Genomic DNA, 15564 nt, shown 5'->3' on the forward strand with positions numbered 1-15564 from the left:
AATGCACGGATGCAATATCAGATAGGCCATGCCGATCTCAAGCTGATCCTCGCCCTGGTGCGCGGCCGGACCCTGGCCAGGGCTGCCGAGCAGTTGCAGGTGGACGTCTCCACGGTCTTTCGCGCTATCCGCAAGCTCGAAGCCAATCTGCAGGTCGCGCTGTTCGACAAGACCCGCCGCGGCTACACCCCGACCCAGAGCGCCAAGGCCCTCGCCGAACAGGCCGAGCGCGCCGAACAGGCGCTGGAGGCGGCACGCATCGCCCTCACCCAGGGCGAGAACGTCATCAGCGGCACGGTCCGCCTGACCTGCACCGATGCCGTGCTGCGCAGCCTGCTCCTGCCGGGGCTCGCCGAGCTCATGCCGCGCTATCCGGCGGTCGCCCTGGAAGTCGCCACCTCCAACACCTTCGCCAGCCTGAGCCGGCGGGATGCGGACATCGCCCTGCGCCTGTCCAACGCCCCGCCGGAACACCTGATCGGCCGCCGGCTCGGTCGCAGCTCCTACTTCGTCTGCGGTCACGAGCGCTATCGCGCCGGTTACGGCCAGTTGGCCACCGAACTGCCCTGGATCGCCCCGGACGACTCCCTGGCCGATCACGTCTCGGTCACCTGGTTGCGCCAGGCCTACCCCAGCCTCACCCCGCGCTATCGCTGCAGCAGCATGTCCTCGGTCGGCAGCCTGGTCGGCGCCGGTCTCGGGGTGGCCGCCCTCCCCGACTTCATGATCAGCAGTCTGGACGGCGTCGAGCGCCTGGGTCCGGCGCTGCCCGGTTGCGACACCGATATCTGGCTGCTGACCCGCCCGGACAATCTGTCGCTGCGCTCGGTGCAGATCCTCTTCGATGACCTGGCGAATCTGTTGAAAGCCCGGATAGCGGATGTTTGCCAGGCCTGACGCGAAGCGCTGGTTCGTTGATCGAAGAAGTCCTGCCCCTGAACCCTTCACCGTCTGGGTGCTATCAACGTCGAGCCTGGCTTGGGGTTTCGCCGAATCATTCACGATGGTTCCGCAGAAAGGGTGACTAGCACCCACCACCCTGTTCGCTGGCTATCCGCGGTGCTGCGTCAACCCCTGGAAGCAGCATTCTGACGCACGTCGTCGGCGACGAACCACCTCAACAAACCCGCTTGCCAGACGATATCGAGGGTCATGGTGGTCAGTTAACACGGAGACAAGGATGAGCAACCGCCTCGCCATACCCGACAATCCCGACCGCGATTGCCTGTTGAACATTCACCGGTTGCTGACGCGGAGAATCGATCAGCTCCGCGAAGTGGATATGGGCAGCCCGGAATTGCAGGACATCCTCTTTCAATTTGAAGCCCTGACGGCAGAAACCATCCAGCTGGTCGAGGAAGTCGCCGTAAGACTGGCGACCGAGCCGCATTAGCGGGCAGCGGCCGCAGTGTTCCAGGGCGACGAACTGTCCGGCGCGATCCCGGACAACCCGAGCGACGATAGCCGGCTCTGCCGCGCCCGAGTGTCAGCGGCCGCGGCAGACCCCGGTACTCCCCCGCACCACCAGTTCGAAGGGCAGCACCACCTCCCGGGTGGTGGGCGCCGCGCCGCTGAGGATCTCCAGCAGCAGGGCGACGGCACGCTGGCCGAAGGCCTCCGCCGGTTGGGCGATGGTGGTCAGCGGGGGATCGCTGTAGGCGGCGAAGGCGATGTCGTCGAAGCCCGCCAGCGACAGGTCCTCGGGCACTCGCAGGCCCGCGCCGCGAAGGCTTTGCAGGGCGCCGATCGCCATCTCGTCGCTGCAGCAGAACAGCGCGGTGGGCCGCGCCGGTAGCGCCAGCAGCGTCCTGGTCGCGGCGGCGCCAGCGGCCAAGGTGAAATCGCCCGGATGCAGCAGATCCGGGTCCAGCGGGATGCCGGCTTGGGTGAGCGCCTCCTGGTAACCGGCCAGGCGCTCCAGGGTCAGCGGGCTGTCTTCCGGACCCTTGATCAGGGCGATGCGCCTGTGACCGAGCGCCAGCAGGTGGTCGGTCAGGCAGCGGGCGGCGGCGCGATTGTCCAGCCGCACCTTGGGCCAGGTGTGCTCGGCGAGCACCTCGCAGGCATTCACCACCGGCGGTGCGTCGGCATCACCGGCGAAGGGATCGAAGGCGCGCAACTGGATCACCCCATCCGCCTGCCGCGCATAGACCAGTTCGGCGTACTCGCGCTCGCGGGCCTCGTCCCCCGCGGTATCGCACAGCAGCACCCGGTACCCCGCCGCCTGGGCCGCCTGCTGGATGCCGGCGATGACGCGGGCGAAGAAGCTGTTGGCGATCAGCGGCACCAGCACCACCAGATTGCCGGTACGTCGCGAACGGAACTGCACCGCCATCCCATTGGGCCGGTAGTTGGCCGCGGTCACGGCGGCCTGCACCCGTTCGCGGGTCGCTGGCGCCACCACCTCGGGATTCTTCAGGGTGCGCGACACGGTAGCGACCGATACCCCGGCCAGTTCGGCGACCCGGCGGATGTTGGACATGCGGCCTCGGTGAGCGTGGGAAAGGTTGTCACTGTGCGCAAAGCCCTGCGTACGGGCAAGCCGTACGTCCGCCGGGCGCTTGACTAACGACCGCCACGGGCTCCAAATAACCGCAGATGTAACCGGTTACACTCAACACAACAATAAACCGAGGGTAAGAGGATGCAGGCGGAAACCGGCGGCAAGGTCCGCTACGGCATGATCGGGGGCGGCCAGGGCGCCTTCATCGGCGCGGCCCACCGGTGCGCAGCCGCCCTGGATGGCGCGCTCGAACTGGTCTGCGGCACCTTCAGTCGTGATCCCGCCAACAACGGCGCGACTGGACGGGAACTCGGTCTGGCGCCCGCGCGGGTCCATGCCTCCTGGCAGACCCTGCTGGCCGATGAAGCCCGGCTACCCCCGAGCAGCGGGTCGAGTTGCTGGTGATCGTCACGCCCAACGACCTCCATGTGCCCATCGCCCAGGCAGCCCTGACCGCCGGCTTCCACGTCTTCTCGGAAAAACCCGCAGGCATCTCGCTGGCCGAGGTACAGCGCCTGGCGGACACGCTGGCCGCCCTGCCCCTGCGCTACGCCCTGGCCCACAGCTACCTCGGCTATCCGCTGGTATGGGAGGCCCGCGAGCGGGTCGCCCGCGGAGAGCTGGGCGCCCTGCGCAAGATCCATGTGGAATACCCCCAGGGCTGGCTCGCCCAGGACCTGGCCGCCACCGGCAATCGGCAGGCGGCCTGGCGCGACGATCCGGCCGCCTCCGGCCCGGGCGGTTGCCTGGGCGACATCGGCACCCATGCCTTCAGCCTCGCCGAATTCATCGGCGGCCAGCCCATCACCCGTCTCAGTGCCCAGCTGCGCAGCCACCTGCCCGGTCGGCGGCTGGACGACGATGTCATGGTGCTGTTCGAAACCGCCGCGGGCGCCAGCGGCAGCCTGTTGGCCAGTCAGGTCTGCATCGGCGAGGAAAATGGCCTGCGCATCCGCCTCTACGGTGAGCGCGGCAGCCTGGAATGGCGGCAGCAGGAACCCAACAGCCTGCTGCAGCGCAGCCTCGACCAACCGCCGCAGGACCTGCGCGCCGGCCTCGGTCTGCCCTGGCTGAGTGCCGGCACCCAGCAGCGCCTGCGCCTGCCCGCCGGGCACCCGGAGGGCTATCTCGAAGCCCTGGCCAATCTCTATCGCCAGCTGGCCGCGGCCATTCGCGATCCCGCCGATCCCGCGGCAGGCCTGCCTGGCATCCATACGGGCTGGCGCGGGCTGGCCTTTATCGAAACCGCCCTGGCCAGCCATCGGCGCCAGAGCGCCTGGACCCCCTTACCGACCCCAGGAGCCTGAACATGGCCGCCAACGCTCGTCCCGGCCTCAAGGGCCCGGCGATCTTTCTCGCCCAGTTTCTCGATGACCAGCCGCCCTTCGACACCCTGCCCAACCTGGCGCGCTGGGCGGCGGACCTCGGCTACCGGGGCATCCAGCTGCCGACGCTGGGGCCCCAGTGCCCGAATCTGGAGCGCGCCGCCGCCAGCCAGGACTACTGCGACGAACTGCTCGGCCAGTGCGCCGCCGCCGGAGTGGCCATCAGCGAACTCTCCACCCACCTGCAGGGACAACTGGTAGCCGTGCATCCAGCCTTCGGCGAGGCCTTCGACGCCTTTGCCCCGCCGGCACTGCGCGGCCGCCCGGAAGAGCGCCAGGCCTGGGCGGTCAAGCAGCTCAAGCTGGCCGCCAAGGCCAGCCGCCGCCTCGGTCTCAAGGCGGTGGCGAGCTTTTCCGGCGCCCTGCTCTGGCCCTATGTCTATCCCTGGCCGCAGCGTCCGGCGGGCCTGGTGGACGAAGGCTTCGCCGAGCTGGCCCGTCGCTGGCGCCCCATCCTCGACGTCTACGGCGAAGAAGGCATCGACCTCTGCTTCGAATTGCACCCCGGCGAGGACCTCCACGATGGCGCCACCTTCGAGCGCTTCCTGGCGGCGGTCGACGACCATCCCCGGGCGCGGATCCTCTATGACCCCAGCCATTTCGTCCTGCAGCAGCTGGACTACCTGGGCTTCATCGACCGCTATCACGCGCGCATCGGCATGTTCCACGTCAAGGACGCGGAATTCCGTCCCGATGCGCGCAGCGGCGTCTATGGCGGCTACCAGGACTGGGCCGAGCGGCCGGGGCGCTTCCGTTCCCTGGGCGACGGCCAGGTCGATTTCGGCGCCATCTTCAGCAAGCTCACCCAGTACGGCTTCGACGGCTGGGCGGTGCTGGAATGGGAGTGCTGCCTCAAGGACGCGTCCCAGGGCGCGGCCGAAGGAGCGCCCTTCATCCAGCGGCACCTGATCCAGCCGGCTACCCGCGCCTTCGACGACTTCGCCGGCAGCGAGGCCGATCCGGCGCGCAATCGGCGAATGCTCGGCCTGGAGTAAGGACCCCCTCGTTTTTTCGTCACATAACCCACAACAAGGAAACGACGATGAACGCACTTTCGCTACGCCTGAGCACCCTGATGTTCCTGCAGTTCTTTATCTGGGGCAGCTGGTTCGTCACCCTGGCGACCTTTCTCGGCAACACCCTGGGCGCCAATGGCGGCCAGATCGGCCAGGCCTTCGCCACCCAGTCCTGGGGCGCGATCCTGGCGCCCTTCGTGATCGGCCTGATCGCCGATCGCTACTTCAACGCCGAGCGCATCCTCGGCCTGCTGCACCTGGCCGGTGCGGTGCTGCTCTACCAACTTTATGCGGCGGCCGACTTCACCACCTTCTATCCGCTGGTGCTGGCGTACATGCTCTGCTACATGCCGACCCTGGCGCTGGCCAATTCCGTGGCCTTCCGCCACCTGGCCGATCCGGCCCGGCAGTTCGCCAGGATCCGCGTCTGGGGCACCCTGGGCTGGATCGCCGCGGGCCTCGCGATCAGCTTCGTCTTCGCCTGGGACAGCCGCAGCGGCATCGCCGCCGGCGCCCTGCGCAACACCTTCCTGCTCGGCGCCGCGGCCTCCCTCCTCCTCGGCCTCTACAGCTTCAGCCTGCCGCGCACCGCGCCGCTGCCGGCCACCCGCGGCGGACTGGGCGCGATGCTCGGCCTGGACGCCCTGCGCCTGCTCAAGGACCGCAGCTTCGCGGTGTTCTTTGCCGCCTCGGTGCTGATCTGCATTCCGCTGGCCTTCTACTACCAGAACGCCAACCTCTTTCTCGCCGAGCTGGGGGTGGCCAACCCCACCGGCATGATGACCCTCGGCCAGGTGTCCGAGGTGGGCTTCATGCTGCTCCTGCCGCTGTTCATCCGCCGCTTCGGCCTCAAGCGCACCCTGCTGGTGGGGATGCTGGCCTGGGCGGTGCGCTATGGCTGCTTCGCCCTGGGTGCCCAGGGTGACGCCCTCGCCTATCTGCTGCTCGGCATCGCCCTGCATGGGGTCTGCTACGACTTTTTCTTCGTGTCCGGGCAGATCTATACCGACGCCAAGGCCGGCGAAGCGAACAAGAGTGCGGCCCAGGGCCTGATCACCCTGGCCACCTATGGCGTGGGCATGCTGGTCGGCTTCCGGGTGGCCGGGATGGTCTCGGATCACTATGCCAGCGCCGCCGGCCACGACTGGCAGGGCATCTGGCTGTTCCCGGCGGTGTTCTCCCTGGGCGTGCTGCTGGCCTTTCTGGTCAGCTTCCGCGACGCCCGCCCGGCGCGTGCCGGCGCGGCTGCGCCCGTGCGCTAGGATGCCTCCTCGGCCTCCGGATCGTGGATGAAGTAGCGGCGCGCCTGATGCAGAAAGAGCGGCAAGGCGGGATTGCTGTTGTCTTCTCGCCAGGCCATCCAGACCTCCGCGTGGAGTTCGGCGTCCGTCAGCGGACGGAAGCAGACCTGATCGACGTGCAGATGCGCCGCCGATGCCGGCAACAACGCGACGCCAACCCCGGCGCGGACCAGGCCCAGGATGGAATGGGTCTGGCCCAAGTGCTGAACGAAGCGTGGCCGGACACCGGTACTGGCGAAGAGGCCGGCAATGCTGTCGTAGAAATAGCGACCTTCGCCGGGCGAATACATGACGAAGGGCTGGTGTTCCAGCGCCCGCACCGACACCGCCCGCTGTGCCGCCAGCGGATGGCCAAGGGGCAAGGCGAGCAGCAGCGGCTCCCGCCAGACCCGCTCTCCCCGCAGCGGTCCGCGCGGCGCCAGCTGGCGTAGAAAACCCACGTCGATCATCTGCGCGGCCAGCGTCTCGGTCTGGTCGGTGGTGACCTGTTCCTGCAGCACGAGATCCACTTCCGGCAGGGCGCCCTGGAGGTGCCGCACGAGTTCGGGGATCAGGCGATAACCCGCGACGGCGGTGAAGCCCAGGCTGAGCCGGCCGCTGCTGCCCCGTGCCAGACTGCGGGCGGTCTCTCCCGCCCGCTCGGCGAACAGCAGGACGTGCCGGGCGTCGCGCAGGAAGCCGACGCCCGCCGCGGTGAGGCGTACCTGGCGGTTGGAGCGCTCCAGCAACTGGACACCGAGATCACGTTCCAGCAGCTGGATCTGCCGGCTCAACGGCGGCTGGGTCATGAACAGCCGCCGGGCGGCACGGCCGAAGTGCAACTCCTCGGCGACGGCGACGAAGCAGCGCAACTGATGTAATTCCACGATTCAATCCGCGCATCAATCCATCCAGCATCTATGTTAGACGTATATCGATGCAGTTCCTATGCTCGGCGGCAACATCCGGCAAAGGATCAGACTCCACCATGACTGCATTGCTGCTTACCCAGGCCGTACCCGCCCCCATCGATGCGAGACTCCGGGCAGCCTACGAGATTCACCGACTCGATCTCGCCGAAGATCCCGAGGCGCTGCTGGACGAGGTCGCCCCGCGTATTCGCGGGGTCGTGACCGGCGGCGCCAGGGGCTGCGCCAGGACGCTGATGGATCGCCTGCCCAGGCTGGAGATCGTGGCCGTCGCCGGCGTGGGGACCGACGCCGTCGATCTGGACGAAGCCGCGCGACGTGGCATCCGGGTCACCACGACACCCGGGGTCCTCACCGACGATGTCGCCGACATGGCGCTGGGGCTGCTGCTGATGACCCTGCGCGACCTCGGCCTGGGAGAGCGGCTGGTCCGGGCGGGCCAGTGGGGCCAGACGGCACAGGCGCTGGCGCGCAAGGTGACGGGCATCCGCCTGGGCATCATCGGTCTGGGGCAGGTGGGCAGGGCGATCGCCCGACGCGCCACGGCCTTCGACATGCGGATCGCCTATGCCGATCCCCAGGCGCAGCTCCAGCTCCCCTATCGCCACGAGCCGGATCTGGTCGCCCTGGCGCGGGACAGCGATGCGCTGATCCTCGCCGCCTCGGCCGATCAGGAACGGGTGCTGATCACCGCGGAGGTGCTGGAGGCGCTGGGACCCCAGGGCTATTTCATCAACGTCGCCCGCGGCAAGCTGGTGGATGAACCGGCCCTGGTACGGGCGCTGCAGGAACGCCGCATCGCCGGCGCCGGCCTGGACGTCTTCACCGACGAGCCCCACGTCCCGCCGGCCCTGCTGGATCTCGATAACGTCGTGCTGCAACCACACCGCGCCAGCGCGACCGAGCAGACCCGCCTGGCCATGGGCGAGATCGTCCTGCGCCACCTCGCCGAGTGCTTCGCCAGCGAAGCCGCCGTCGGCTAGGCAGCCGCTTGTCGCCCTGCACAATAACAACACGGAGGCGCCCCAGACATGCACAGCAAGCCCCTCACCTCGACGCTCGCCACTACCGCTACCAACGCCCTCGGACGCCATCGGTACGCGGTGCTGGCGCTGATCTTCCTGGTCACCGTCATCAACTATGCCGACCGGGCGACCCTTTCCATCGCTGGTACCGGGGTGATCGCCGAGCTGGGCATCGACCCCATGGCCCTGGGCCTGATCTTCTCGGCCTTCGCCTGGGCCTATGCCCTCGGCCAGATCCCCGGCGGCTGGTTGCTGGATCGCTTCGGCGCGCGGCGGGTCTATGGCTGCAGCCTGCTGCTGTGGTCGGTGTTCACCCTGCTCCAGGGCACGGTAGGCGGCCTGGGTTTCGTCGGCGCCTCGGCGGCGGTCGCGCTGTTCTGCCTGAGGTTCATGCTCGGCCTGGTGGAGTCACCCGCCTTCCCGGCCAACAACCGCATCGTGTCCTGCTGGTTTCCTACCCGTGAGCGCGGCACGGCCTCGGCCCTGTTCAACTCGGCCCAGTACATGGCGGTGGTGGTGTTCACCCCGCTGATGGCCTGGCTGACCCACGCCCTCGGCTGGGAGCACGTCTTTCTCTGGATGGGCGCCCTGGGCCTGCTGCTGACCCTGGTGTGGTTCGCCTATTACCGCGAGCCGCTGAGCGATCCCCGCCTGACCGCCGCGGAACTGGCGACCATGCGCGACGGGGGCGCCCTGGTCGATCTGGAGCAGCAGCGCATCAGCCAGCGGGAAAGACCCAAGGGGCGGCAGATCATGCAACTGTTCACCCAGCGGACGCTGTGGGGCATCTACCTGGGTCAGTACTGCATCACCGCCCTCACCTACTTCTTCATCACCTGGTTTCCCATCTATCTGATCAAGGGCCGCGGCATGACCATCATGGAGGCCGGCTGGGTCGCGGCGCTGCCGGCCATCTGCGGCTTCAGCGGCGGCGTGCTAGGCGGGATGCTGTCCGACTACCTGATACGCCGCGGGACCCATCCGTCGCTGGCCCGCAAGATCCCCTTCGTGACCGGCATGGCACTCTCCACCACCCTGGTGCTCTGCAACTTCGCCGAGACCAATGCCACGGTCATCGCGCTGATGGCGCTGGCCTTCTTTGGCAAGGGCCTGGCCGCCGTCGGCTGGGCGGTGCTGTCCGACACGGCGCCGAAGAGCATGGTGGGTCTGAGCGGTGGCGTCTTCAACGGCCTGGGCAATCTGGCGGGTATCGTCACCCCGGTGGTGATCGGGCTGGTGCTCGCCCGCACCGGCTCCTTCGACCTGGCGCTCTGGTTCGTTGCTGCCCATGGCGTGCTGGGGATCTTCGCCTACACCGTGCTCGCCCGCCGCTTCGAGCGCCTCGAACTCAAGCCCGACGCGGCTCCTGCCTGAACAAGGCGGCAGTGCCGTCCGCTGGTCGCCTCGCCCAGAGCGGCAGGCGACGAGTCCGGCGATCCCGCCGACGCCTCTGACCACGGCACTCGATCAAGACGGCCACAGCCTTGCCTGTGGCCGTTTTCATTTTCCCCGCTCGTACACCTCGCCGCTGTTGCGAAAGCCTCGCCTGAGTGAGGACCGCCCCCGCGGGGCCTGCGAGCAGCGTGCGAATCCGGCCCCGATCTGGCAAGACCAATTCTAAAAAATCAAATTGGTCTTGCCAGATATCCGAACGGGGGTGTAGCTTTCCCTGCCATGGATCTCACATAGGGCAATGACCCTAGAACAACAAAAAGAGAGAGCACCATGCTGGATACCCCATCGCCCCGCGGCGAAGGTGGCGGCCCCGTACCGGCCGCGCCCGCGCCCTGCCTGACGCTCGAAAACATTTCCAAGCGCTTTCCCGGCGTCGTGGCCCTCGACGACGTCAGCCTCAGCCTCTACCCGGGTGAAGTCCACGCCATCTGCGGCGAGAACGGCGCCGGCAAGTCCACCCTGATGAAGATCGTCAGCGGCCAGCAGCCGCCGGACGAGGGGCGGATCCGCTACCTCGGCGAAGAGCGGCACTTCAAGTCCGTGTCGGAAGCCGAGCATGTCGGCATCGCCATCATTCACCAGGAACTCAACCTGGTGCCCCACCTTACGGTGGCGGAAAACATCTTCCTGGCCCGCGAGCCGGCGCGCTTCGGCCTGATCGACAGACGCAAGATGCAGGCGGACACCGAAGCCTGCCTGGCGCGCCTGGGCGTGGTCATCAGCCCCGCGCCCCGGTGGCCAAGCTGTCGGTGGCCCAGCAGCAGATGGTGGAGATCGCCAAGGCGCTGTCGCTGGACGCCCGGGTGCTCATCCTCGACGAACCGACCTCCTCGCTGACCGAAAGCGAAACCCAGGCACTGTTCAAGGTCATCCAGGACCTCAAGGCGCGCGGCGTCGGCATGCTCTACATCTCCCACCGGCTGGACGAGATGCGCCACATCGTCGACCGGGTAACCATCCTGCGCGACGGTCGCTACGTCTCCACCCAGCGCTTTGCCGACACCAGTGTCGACGCCATAGTGGCGGGCATGGTCGGGCGCTCCCTCGACGAGAAATTTCCGCCGCGCACCTCGGTGCCCACCGGCGAGGTGCTGCTGCGGGCGCAAGGCCTGAGCCGCAAGGGGGTCTTCCAGGACATCAGCTTCGAATTGCGCCGCGGCGAGATCCTCGGCTTCGCCGGCCTCATGGGCGCCGGGCGCACCGAGATCGCCCGGGCGATCTTTGGCGCCGATCGGCTGGATGCCGGCCAGGTGGAAATCAACGGCCGCGCGGTCACTATCCGCAGTCCGCGCGACGGCATCGACCAGGGCATCGCCTACCTGTCCGAAGACCGCAAGAAGGACGGCCTGGCGGTCAAGATGACCCTGGCGCACAACCTGACCCTGGCCAATCTGGATGCCCTCTGCGGGCCGCTGGGCTTCATCCGCTTCAAAGAGGAGGCGCGGGTCGCCCAGGACTACGTGCGGCGGCTGGACATCCGCACGCCCTCGATCGACAAGGTCACCCGCTACCTCTCGGGCGGCAACCAGCAAAAGATCATCATCGGCAAATGGCTGTTCCGGGACGCCCGGATCATGTTCTTCGACGAGCCCACCCGGGGGATCGACGTCGGCGCCAAGTACGCCATCTACGAAATGATGGACCAGCTGGCGGCCCAGGGCATCGGTGTCGTCCTGATCAGTTCGGAACTGCCGGAATTGCTGGGCATGAGCGATCGGATCCTGGTCTTTCACGAAGGTCGCCTGACCGGTGACGTCGAGACCCGGGCCACGTCCCAGGACCAGATCATGCACTACGCCTCCGGCTGCACGTCGCACTGACGGCAGGTCGTCCACGCGTGTCGAGCGAGACAGAGAAATGACCGAAAAACAAAAAGAATTTCTGCAGAAGTTTGGCGCCCTGGTCAGCCTGCTGGCCCTGATCGCGGTGTTTTCCTCCATGAGCAGTGCCTTCCTCACCATGGGCAACGGCATGAGCGTGGCCTTGCAGGTCACCTCCATCGCCTTTCTCGGCCTCGGTGCGACGGCGGTGATCATCACCGGCGGCATCGACCTCTCGGTGGGCTCGGTGCTGGCCCTGGCCGGCGTGGCCAACGCCATGGCGGTCAAGGCCGGGGCGTCCATCGAGGTGGGCATCCTGGTCGGGCTGATCGTCGGCGGGATCTGCGGCGCGATCAACGGCCTGTTCGTGACCCTGGTCAAGCTGCCGCCCTTCATCGCCACCCTGGGCATGATGCTGGTGGCCCGCGGCCTGGCGCTGCGACTGACCGATGCCCAGCCCATCTCCGGCCTCGGCGCCGCCTTTGGCGTACTCGGCAACGGCACCCTGGGCCGCATCGAACGCATCGGCGACGACGGCTTTCCCAACGTGATCTTTCCGGGCATCCCCTACCCGGTGATCATCATGATCGTCCTGGCCATCGCCCTGTGGCTGGTGCTCAGCCGCACCCGCCTGGGCCGCCACATCTATGCCGTGGGCTCGAACGCCGAAGCGGCCCGGCTCTCCGGGGTCAAGGTGCGCGCGGTCACCCTCTTCACCTATGTGCTGTCCGGCGTGCTGGCCGGCCTGACCGGCGCGGTGCTGATGTCGCGCCTGGTCACCGCCCAACCGAACGAAGGGGTGATGTACGAACTGGACGCCATCGCCAGCGCGGTGATCGGCGGCACCTCGCTCTCCGGTGGCATCGGCAGCGTGTCGGGCACCCTGATCGGCGCCTTCACCATCGGCGTGCTGCGCAACGGCCTCAACATGCTCGGCGTCTCCAGTTTCACCCAGCAGATCATCATCGGCCTGGTGATCCTGCTGACCGTCTGTATCGACCAGCTCCGCAACCGCAAGAAGTGAACCCTCGATAACAACAACAAGGAACGACCGATGAAAAACTTCAAGAAAGTGGTCCTGGGTGTCGCCCTCTCCGCCGCGACCTCCCTGGCGCTGGCCGGTAACGGCGAGATCGCCGTCATCGTCAAGAGTGCCAACTCCAACTACTGGCAGAACGTGCAGAAGGGCGTGCAGGAGACGGCCAAGCAACACACCAGCTACAAGGTCACCTTCCAGGGACCGGCCTCGGAATCGGCGATCGCCGACGAGGTGAACATGGTGGTCAATGCCGTCAACCGCGGCGTCTCGGGCATCGTGCTGGCGCCGTCCGACCCGGACGCCCTGGTGCCGGCCATCAAGCAGGCCTGGGAAGCCCATATCCCGGTGGTGCTGATCGACTCCTCGGTCGCGGAAAGCGGCGCGCCCTACTACCAGTCCTTTCTCTCCACCGACAACAACAAGGCCGGCGAGCTGTCCGCCCAGCGCATGATCGAGAAGGTCGGCAAGACCGGCAAGATCGCCATCATGTCCTATGTGCCGGGCACCGGCTCGGAAACGGGCCGGGTCGGCGGCTTCCGCAAATACCTGGAGCAGCATTCGCAGCTGACCGTGGTGGGCCCCTTCTATTCCCAGTCGCAGATGGCCAACGCCCTCAACCAGACCACCGACGTCCTGGCCTCCAATCCTGACCTCAAGGGCATCTACGGCGCCAACGAACCCACCGCGGTCGGCATGGCGCGGGCCATCGCCCAGTCCGGCAAGGCCGGCAAGCTGCAGGCCATCGGCTTCGACGGCAACGAAGATCTGCAGGGCTTCGTGCGCGACGGCACCCTGGACGCCATCGTGGTGCAGAGTTCCTATCGCATGGGCCTGGAATCGGTCGCCACGGTGATCAAGGTCATCGAGAAGCAGAAGGTACCCAAGTTCATCGACACCGGCGTCCTGCTCATCGACAAGGCCAACCTGGACAGCCCTAACGCACGCAACGTGCTCTATTGAGCGGAGGCCTGGCGATGAATCTCTCCGAACGGCGTCCCCTGGCGAAAAGCCCGCTGGCCCTGCCGGTGCTCGGACTCGGCTGCTCCCAGCTGGGCGGACTGTACCGGGACATGCCCCTGCAGCAGGCCGTCGACACCCTGGCCGGCGCCTGGCGGCAGGGCATCCGCTATTTCGATACGGCGCCCTTCTATGGCTATGGCCGCTCGGAGCATCGCCTCGGGGCCTTTCTCGACGAATTGCCGCGGGATGAAGTCGTGCTCAGCAGCAAGGTGGGCCGGCTGCTCGCGCCCAACGGCAGCGAGCGCGCCAACGACGACGGCTGGGCCCGGCCACTGCCCTTCAAGCCGGTCTACGACTACAGCTACGACGCCATCCTCAGGTCCCATGAAGACAGCCTGCAGCGACTGGGGCTGGCGCGGATCGACATCCTCTATGTGCACGACATCGGCCGCCGCACCCATGGCGAGCGGCATGACCGGCACTGGCAGGAGCTGACCCGCGGCGGCGGTTTCCGCGCGCTGGAGGAGTTGCGCAGCGGAGGCCAGATCCAGGCCATCGGCCTGGGCGTCAACGAATGGGAGGTCGTGGTCGACAGCCTCGACGAGTGCCCGCTGGACTGCACCCTGCTGGCCGGTCGCTACACCCTGCTGGAGCAGGAGAGCCTGAGACCCCTGCTCGATCGCTGCCTGGCCCAGGGCCACGCCATCGTCGCCGGCGGGGTGTTCAACTCCGGGATCCTAGCCGGTGGCCAGCACTTCGACTATGGCGCCGCGCCGCCAGCGGTGGTGGCCAAGGTGCGGGCCCTGCAGGCTGTCTGCGCCGATTTCGCGATCCCGCTGGCCGCCGCGGCCCTGCAATTTCCCCTGGCGCATCCGGCGGTCGCCTCCGCGGTCATCGGCGCGCGCAGCGCCGAGCAGGTGGCCAGCAACCTGGCCTGGCTGCAGACGCCCATTCCGGCGGAATTCTGGAGCACCCTCAAGCAGCGCGGCCTGCTGGACGCCGATGCCCCCGTGGCAGGAGCCCCGGCATGAAATTGCACAGCCCTTGCCGCCCCGCTCCCGGGCGCCGGACGCTGACTGCCATTCCCGGCGCGCGCCGCACCATGAATCCAATGTGCATCCCGAGCGATGCGGAGTCTTCCTATGCTGACCGTCATCTGTGAAAAACCCGGCCTGCTGGTCTCCCGCGATACCCCAAGCCCGCCCGTGGCGCAGGCGAAACCCTGATCCGTATCCGCCGGGTCGGCGTCTGCGGGACCGACCTGCACATCTACGAAGGCAACCAGCCCTATCTGGAATACCCACGGGTGATGGGCCACGAGATTTCCGGCGTCGTCGAGGAAACCGACGACAGCGGGCGCCTGCAGGCGGGGGACATCGTCTACGTGGTGCCCTATCTGTCCTGTGGCCAGTGCATCGCCTGCCGCCAGGGCAAGACCAACTGCTGCACCAAAATCGCGGTCCTGGGCGTGCATCGCGACGGCGCCCTGACCGAATACCTCAGTCTGCCCGACCGCTTCGTCTTCAAGGCCGAAGGCCTCACCCTCGACCAGGCGGCCATGGTGGAATTTCTCGCCATCGGCGCCCATGCCGTGCGCCGTTCGGGCCTGGGCCAGGCACAGCGCGTGCTGGTGGTGGGCGCCGGGCCCATCGGTATGGCGGCGGCGATCTTCGCCGGTATCGCCGGGGCCCAGGTCACCGTCCTGGACACCCGCAGCGATCGCCTGGAATTCTGTCGCCAGCACCTGCAGGTCGCGGCCACGGTCACCGTCGGTGACGGCGACAAGGACGAACTGGCGCGGCTGACCGATGGCGACTTCTTCGACGTGGTGTTCGACGCCACCGGCAACGCCCGCGCGATCGAGCGGGGTTTCGAATTCGTCGCCCATGCCGGCAGCTATGTGCTGATCTCGGTGGTCAAGGATCACATCCGCTTCGCCGATCCCGAGTTCCACAAGCGCGAGACCACCCTGCTGGGCAGTCGCAACGCCACCGCCGAGGATTTTCAGCACGTCGAGCGCTGCCTGCGCGAGGGCCTGATCCCGGACGCGGCACTCAATACCCATCGCCTGCAACTGGCCGAGCTGCCCAACCGTTTCGCCGAGCTGCTGGACCCGGCCCGGGGCGTTGTCAAAGCCATCGTCGAAATCTGA

Annotated in this window: 14 protein-coding genes and 1 pseudogene; 13 read left to right on the forward strand and 2 right to left on the reverse strand. The window is 67.5% G+C overall.

The window, feature by feature from the left end:
- Window positions 1-9 precede the first annotated feature (9 nt).
- Together BGI51_RS20480 and BGI51_RS20485 are read left to right on the forward strand one after the other, a co-directional pair.
- Complete coding sequence (locus tag BGI51_RS20480) at window positions 10-897, forward strand: LysR family transcriptional regulator (RefSeq protein ID WP_187979539.1); 888 nt, start codon at window positions 10-12, stop codon at window positions 895-897.
- Window positions 898-1180: 283 nt separating this feature from the next.
- Window positions 1181-1393: a hypothetical protein gene (locus tag BGI51_RS20485; RefSeq protein WP_133860897.1), complete on the forward strand. Its 213-nt coding sequence runs from the start codon at window positions 1181-1183 to the stop codon at window positions 1391-1393.
- Window positions 1394-1486: 93 nt separating this feature from the next.
- Here BGI51_RS20485 and BGI51_RS20490 read toward each other — a convergent pair whose 3' ends face one another.
- Window positions 1487-2482 (reverse strand): LacI family DNA-binding transcriptional regulator, encoded by a 996-nt coding sequence (locus tag BGI51_RS20490; protein ID WP_187979540.1) that lies wholly within the window; start codon window positions 2480-2482, stop codon window positions 1487-1489.
- Between the two features lie 162 nt (window positions 2483-2644).
- On the opposite strand from BGI51_RS20490, the pseudogene BGI51_RS20495 reads away from it, so the two are divergent.
- The 3 genes and pseudogenes from BGI51_RS20495 (at window position 2645) to BGI51_RS20505 (ending at window position 6166) form a co-directional block, all read left to right on the forward strand.
- Window positions 2645-3810 (forward strand): annotated as a pseudogene (locus BGI51_RS20495) (Gfo/Idh/MocA family protein).
- 2 nt (window positions 3811-3812) lie between these two features.
- Window positions 3813-4883, forward strand: a complete 1071-nt coding sequence (locus tag BGI51_RS20500) for a sugar phosphate isomerase/epimerase family protein (RefSeq protein ID WP_187979541.1) — start codon at window positions 3813-3815, stop codon at window positions 4881-4883.
- A 47-nt stretch (window positions 4884-4930) separates the two neighbouring features.
- The gene (locus BGI51_RS20505; RefSeq protein ID WP_187979542.1) at window positions 4931-6166 is read left to right on the forward strand and encodes an MFS transporter; all 1236 of its coding nucleotides are present in this window, start codon (window positions 4931-4933) and stop codon (window positions 6164-6166) included.
- Here the strand turns inward: BGI51_RS20505 and BGI51_RS20510 are convergent.
- Window positions 6163-7071 carry a LysR family transcriptional regulator gene (locus BGI51_RS20510; RefSeq protein WP_252977141.1) on the reverse strand — a complete coding sequence of 303 codons (909 nt, stop codon included), beginning with the start codon at window positions 7069-7071 and terminating at the stop codon, window positions 6163-6165. The genes BGI51_RS20505 and BGI51_RS20510 overlap by 4 nt on opposite strands.
- A 101-nt stretch (window positions 7072-7172) precedes the next feature.
- Here BGI51_RS20510 and BGI51_RS20515 point away from each other — a divergent pair, with 101 nt between their 5' ends.
- From BGI51_RS20515 to BGI51_RS20545, 8 genes are all read left to right on the forward strand, one after another.
- Window positions 7173-8096, forward strand: coding sequence for a 2-hydroxyacid dehydrogenase (locus BGI51_RS20515; RefSeq protein WP_187979543.1), 924 nt, complete (start codon window positions 7173-7175; stop codon window positions 8094-8096).
- 48 nt (window positions 8097-8144) lie between these two features.
- The gene (locus tag BGI51_RS20520) at window positions 8145-9512 is read left to right on the forward strand and encodes an MFS transporter (protein WP_187979544.1); all 1368 of its coding nucleotides are present in this window, start codon (window positions 8145-8147) and stop codon (window positions 9510-9512) included.
- Window positions 9513-9863: 351 nt separating this feature from the next.
- A complete protein-coding gene (locus BGI51_RS23630) occupies window positions 9864-10430 on the forward strand; it encodes an ATP-binding cassette domain-containing protein (RefSeq protein ID WP_252977142.1) in 567 nt (188 codons plus the stop codon).
- A complete protein-coding gene (locus BGI51_RS20525) occupies window positions 10328-11413 on the forward strand; it encodes a sugar ABC transporter ATP-binding protein (protein WP_252977143.1) in 1086 nt (361 codons plus the stop codon). The genes BGI51_RS23630 and BGI51_RS20525 overlap by 103 nt, the downstream gene beginning before the upstream one ends.
- 37 nt (window positions 11414-11450) lie before the next feature.
- On the forward strand, window positions 11451-12437 hold the full coding sequence (locus tag BGI51_RS20530) for an ABC transporter permease (protein WP_027602020.1): 987 nt from the start codon (window positions 11451-11453) through the stop codon (window positions 12435-12437).
- A 30-nt stretch (window positions 12438-12467) separates the two neighbouring features.
- Entirely contained in the window at window positions 12468-13412 is a 945-nt protein-coding gene (locus BGI51_RS20535) for an ABC transporter substrate-binding protein (protein WP_187979545.1), read from the forward strand.
- A 14-nt stretch (window positions 13413-13426) separates the two neighbouring features.
- On the forward strand, window positions 13427-14443 hold the full coding sequence (locus BGI51_RS20540) for an aldo/keto reductase (protein WP_187979546.1): 1017 nt from the start codon (window positions 13427-13429) through the stop codon (window positions 14441-14443).
- A gap of 236 nt (window positions 14444-14679) precedes the next feature.
- Window positions 14680-15564 carry a zinc-binding alcohol dehydrogenase family protein gene (locus BGI51_RS20545; RefSeq protein WP_252977312.1) on the forward strand — a complete coding sequence of 295 codons (885 nt, stop codon included), beginning with the start codon at window positions 14680-14682 and terminating at the stop codon, window positions 15562-15564.

Origin of the sequence: Pseudomonas oryzihabitans, from assembly GCF_014522265.1 — a bacterium.
GTDB classification, from domain to species: Bacteria; Pseudomonadota; Gammaproteobacteria; order Pseudomonadales; family Pseudomonadaceae; genus Chryseomonas; species Chryseomonas aestiva.

Coding starts and splice junctions, on each gene's coding strand:
- BGI51_RS20480 (WP_187979539.1), top strand. CDS start 10: ATGCAATATCAGATAGGCCATGCCGATCTCAAGCTGATCCTCGCCCTG.
- BGI51_RS20485 (WP_133860897.1), top strand. CDS start 1,181: ATGAGCAACCGCCTCGCCATACCCGACAATCCCGACCGCGATTGCCTG.
- BGI51_RS20490 (WP_187979540.1), bottom strand. CDS start 2,482: ATGTCCAACATCCGCCGGGTCGCCGAACTGGCCGGGGTATCGGTCGCT.
- BGI51_RS20500 (WP_187979541.1), top strand. CDS start 3,813: ATGGCCGCCAACGCTCGTCCCGGCCTCAAGGGCCCGGCGATCTTTCTC.
- BGI51_RS20505 (WP_187979542.1), top strand. CDS start 4,931: ATGAACGCACTTTCGCTACGCCTGAGCACCCTGATGTTCCTGCAGTTC.
- BGI51_RS20515 (WP_187979543.1), top strand. CDS start 7,173: ATGACTGCATTGCTGCTTACCCAGGCCGTACCCGCCCCCATCGATGCG.
- BGI51_RS20520 (WP_187979544.1), top strand. CDS start 8,145: ATGCACAGCAAGCCCCTCACCTCGACGCTCGCCACTACCGCTACCAAC.
- BGI51_RS23630 (WP_252977142.1), top strand. CDS start 9,864: ATGCTGGATACCCCATCGCCCCGCGGCGAAGGTGGCGGCCCCGTACCG.
- BGI51_RS20530 (WP_027602020.1), top strand. CDS start 11,451: ATGACCGAAAAACAAAAAGAATTTCTGCAGAAGTTTGGCGCCCTGGTC.
- BGI51_RS20535 (WP_187979545.1), top strand. CDS start 12,468: ATGAAAAACTTCAAGAAAGTGGTCCTGGGTGTCGCCCTCTCCGCCGCG.
- BGI51_RS20540 (WP_187979546.1), top strand. CDS start 13,427: ATGAATCTCTCCGAACGGCGTCCCCTGGCGAAAAGCCCGCTGGCCCTG.